This is a genomic window from bacterium (genome assembly GCA_030652805.1).
In the GTDB taxonomy this organism is placed as follows: domain Bacteria; phylum JAHJDO01; class JAHJDO01; order JAHJDO01; family JAHJDO01; genus JAHJDO01.
Map to the genome: position 1 here is coordinate 1 of JAUSPT010000017.1, position 4,466 is coordinate 4,466.

Annotated in this window: 3 protein-coding genes; all 3 read left to right on the top strand. The window is 40.9% G+C overall.

Features of this window, described 5'->3' with window-relative positions:
* The first annotated feature begins 13 nt into the window (after window positions 1-13).
* Window positions 14-787, top strand: coding sequence for a DUF1559 domain-containing protein (locus Q7J67_00850; GenBank protein ID MDO9463844.1), 774 nt, complete (start codon window positions 14-16; stop codon window positions 785-787).
* A 137-nt stretch (window positions 788-924) separates the two neighbouring features.
* Window positions 925-4,008: a sugar-binding protein gene (locus Q7J67_00855; GenBank protein MDO9463845.1), complete on the top strand. Its 3,084-nt coding sequence runs from the start codon at window positions 925-927 to the stop codon at window positions 4,006-4,008.
* Between the two features lie 64 nt (window positions 4,009-4,072).
* On the top strand, window positions 4,073-4,466 hold a 394-nt coding region (locus Q7J67_00860), incomplete at its 3' end, for a hypothetical protein (GenBank protein MDO9463846.1).

Genomic DNA, 4,466 nt, shown 5'->3' on the forward strand with positions numbered 1-4,466 from the left:
GCTCCTTTCTTTAATGTGCGCCAAGTTTTCTCTGTTCGTACACCAAGTCCAAACAGATCTGCGCGAGACTACTTATTCTACTACGAAAAGCAGGTCCGCTGCTTCCTCACCCCGTTCCACCTCCTCCCTACATGCCTTCACGTTGATAGAGCTTTTGGTGGTGATCGCCATCATCGCCATCCTGGCGGCGATGTTACTGCCGGCGCTCAGCATGGCAAGGGAGAAGGCCAGGCAGGCAACCTGTATCAACAACCTGAAACAGGCAGGGCTGGCAGTGATAATGTACTGTAATGACTACGAAGATTATTTACCAGTTGCGGAATACTACATCCCTCCCGACATCAATTGGTGGTGGGAGACAATTGGACCGTACCTTTCACTTCCATCTTCGGGGACGACAGGGTTTGGTAAAACCGTAATGAGGTGCCCGACTGCGGCTAAGGCTATTGGTGTTGGGACGAATAGGAACACTTACGGAGTCTTTTCGAATAATAAATATGGTCCCTTTAAGTGGTTGGACTTCACCTCCAGCTCCCCTGACGACCAGAGGTTTAAGTTTAAAATCACTAAGTATAGGGGCAATACGATGCTGATGGGTGATTCTGATGGCAATGCGGCGCTCACAGATGTCTATGGTGAGAACGGTGCATACGACTACAATGAACCCACGAGTATAGCATATCGGCATAACAACGGTTTCTGCATGGTCTGTGTTGACGGTCACGTCGAGTGGATCAGCAAAAGCACCTTTTTGTCGACGATGCCGACTTATATGACTACGCATTAACCCGACGCATTTGCAGTAGGTTACACGAAAACCAGGGGGATAAGAGCACCCCATCCGAAAGGGTACTTTTGCCCCCTGGTTTCTAAACTAAAAGAACAAAATTTGACAACCATTTCCATTACTAAGGGGGTAGAAAAATGGCAAAGAAATGCTTAGCAATAGTAGTTGCCGTCGGTTTTATTTTATCCATAGGAATTTGCAGTGTAGAAGCAGTAAAAAAGACAGAGGATGGAGGAGAAGTAGTGGTAAAAGCTATCAGGACAGAGGAAGCCCCTGTTATTGATGGAAAGATTGATGATAGCTGCTGGCAGAAGGCAGTTCCAATAACTAATTTTTTATCAATGAATAGTCACAATCCGGCAACATATCAGACAATAGGATATGTCCTGTTTGATGATAAACACCTATACATAGGTATAAAATGTTTAGAGCCGGATATAGCAAACATAAAGACAAAAGCAAGAGGACATGAGAACGAAATGTGGAGTAAAGATGATGTTGTAGAGATAATGATAGACCCCGGATTAAGCAAAACAGATTATTTCCAGTTCGCCATAAATCCATCAGGTTCAAAGTTTGACTGTTCCAGGAGTAAAGGAGGGGATGTTGGAGACGATAGTTGGAATGGTGAGTGGGAAGCCGATTCATTTATCGGAGATAGTTACTGGAGTTGTGAAGTGGTTATCCCATTTTACACGCTTGGAGTAACATCTGATAAAGCATATTCCGCATGGGGAATATCCATATGCAGAGAGAAGCAGACCCCGCGTGAGTATTCGTCCATAGGAAAATTAGGGAGTTTCAATGTAGCGGAGGATTTTAGGGAGTTGAGAGGGATGGATGTAAATTTTAAGCAATATTCCTTCCGAAAATATTCTTATAGGATAGGGGTGCCGGAAGTTTTAGGAGAGATAAAGGATAATAAACTTTATGCAAGGTTAATGGTTCCGATAAAGAATGAAGCCGGAATTGAGAAAAAAGCTAAAATAGAAAGATTGATAATAGGTAAAGCAGGTAGAGATTTAATTAAATCAGAAGATATTGTTTTTAAGGCTGGTGAAGAAAAAAACATTCCCATAGAGCTATTAGAGCTGGTGCCAATGAATAAGACGGGCACTTATTCAATATCAGAGCCGGAAATAAAGAAAATAAAGATACTTGATGCAGACGAAAAGAGGATTTTTGCAATTTCGTCCCCGGCTTTTTATACCGCGATGGAAATTAAGCCGGTGAATCCTAAAGAGTTAGAGATGGAGGTTGTAATAAATTTTTCAGGTGAAAAGTTAAAGAAAAATATACTTCTGGTTGGAATCAAGGAGGCAGGAAAAACAGAAAGACTTTTGGAGCGGGAAATAACATCACCGGCGCCAATAACAAGAATTAAATTTTCTGACAGTAAAATTTTAACGGGTGAATTTATTGCGCAGGCATTATTAAAAGGTACAAAAGGAGAGATAATAGCAGAAGCTGACGCAGCATTTACAGGGACGGGGGAAGGGATAAAAAGACTCAATAATTTAGTAACAGAGTTATTGAATGTAAAGATGGACGCAGAAAAGACAGGGCATGAATACAAATTTGAGAACCCGAGAGACGGCTGGATATTCATATCAACAACAGCCGATATAAAGAAAAACGATAAAGTTTACGTATCAATAGATTCCACGTCAAAAGAGGGGGCAATAATAGTTCATGATAAAGTTGGCAAAGAGACGTTTGAAGCAATGCGGTTATTATCAGCGGGCGAACACATATTGAAGGTATGGTCAGCAGGAAAGTCCTCAGTTTCATTAACCGTTCGGGCAATTCCGGAGTTAATATACAACAAGTTTCAGTATAATCCACACATAACCAGCTATGGTCCTTATGATTGGGAATTTTTGAAGAAGCACGATATTTTAAGAAATGTTAATTGTATAATTGGATACGTTTACCCGCCACTTTTAGAAGAATGGAAAAAACAGGGCAAGAAATGGATATTTAACTGTGGAGTACCAGGAGCGGATGATAGTGCGACAGTAACCGCAGACGAAGCATACGCGTATTGGTCAAGCGACCCTGGTTTTCAGGAGCCGCTTCTTGACGGAGTAATTGCAGACGAATTCCATGTTGGATTACCCGGGGAAAAATTCGAAATATGGACTGAAGCAATTAAAAGAATATACGATAACGAGAAGTTCAGGGGTAAGACGTTTTATCCATATTGTAATAATTTGTATAATAATGAATCAGAGAGGCGATTTATAGACGCAATAGTAAAATCGGATTATAAAATTGCATGGGAAGTGTATCTGCCTGAGCAATCTACGGAAGATGAAGCAGATAAACTATTAAAATCTATGCTTAGCAATAGAATGGTTATTTGGGAAAAAGTTCAGCCGGGAATTACAAAACATACGATAATGTGTCTTGCTTACATGTCCCTGATAACAGCAGAAACTATAAATAACAATCCGGCAGTTGATTATAAGGTGTTTATGGATATGCAGTTTAATCACCTGGCAAATGATTCTGCATTTGCCGGATTATATGGAATTATGGAATACCTGTCAAGTTATGCAGATGAAGAGACAGTTAGGTGGGCGGGTAAGTTATACAGGCATTACGGCATAGAAGGTAGAACAGGCATGTTGTCAAAAGAATACGGGTTTAAATATGTTCTTGACCATATTCAGAATCCCGATTTTGATAATGGCACGGTAGGTTGGGGAGTTAATGCCGCTGAAGAAGCAAGTGTAGGTACCAAAAAGATCAAAGGTTATAGCTGGCTGCAAGGCAGGTATCTCCAAGCAAGACCCAGGGGAGACGCTTTTCTGTGGATGAAAAGAAGTAAAAATGGACCAAATGTAATCTCGCAGGAAATAAAGAATCTTGAACCTGGGAAGCTGTATTCTCTAAAGATGGTTACCGGAGATTACGGGGATTTGCTCAAAGGTAAGTCAGAAATGGAAAAACATGGGGTATCAATAGTCATAGATAATGTAGAGTTAATCAAAGATAAATGCTTCCAGGAAGTTAAAGCAAACAGTAGTGGACACGATTGGGGAACTTTTGACGGTAAAAACAAATTCTGGTTTAATTATCACTCGAGGGTATTCAAGGCAAAAGGGTCAAACGCAAAGCTCTTAATCTCAGACTGGATAAACGACAAAGAACCAGGGGGGCCAATAGGACAGGAACTGATGTTTAACTTCATTGAAGTTCAACCATATTTAGAATAGAATAAGAAGTAAGGGGATAGAAAAATGGCAAAGAGATATTCATTAAAGGAGGGAGGTTGCTATTATGGGCAGATTTCTTAAAAGACAGTGTATAAAGGTAGCGGCGTTGGGAGGAATGACAGTACTGATATTAGTTGCCGGTTGTTTCTTAAAAGGAAAGTGTTTGGCCGATAACCTCGAGAATTTTTTGTCCAATCCCGGATTTGAAGATGGACTAAAGAACTGGACTCCGCGCGAAGCCAGCCTTGCCGGACATAGCATTGACTTCACAACGCAACACTCCGGCAAAATGAGTGCAAAAATATCTTTTACGAAAGAAAACGATGGCTATTTTTGGCAGAGCTTAAGTATCCCCGTTGGTACTAAAATAGCCCTTTCCGGATACATAAAGACCGAAAATGTTTTGGGTGACGGAGTTTATCTGCGGGTATATTTTTTGAGTAGAGATGGAAAATACA

Bases quoted from the DNA above. Each gene is read 5' to 3' on its own strand.
- Q7J67_00850 (MDO9463844.1), top strand. From the start codon at position 14: ATGTGCGCCAAGTTTTCTCTGTTCGTACACCAAGTCCAAACAGATCTG.
- Q7J67_00855 (MDO9463845.1), top strand. From the start codon at position 925: ATGGCAAAGAAATGCTTAGCAATAGTAGTTGCCGTCGGTTTTATTTTA.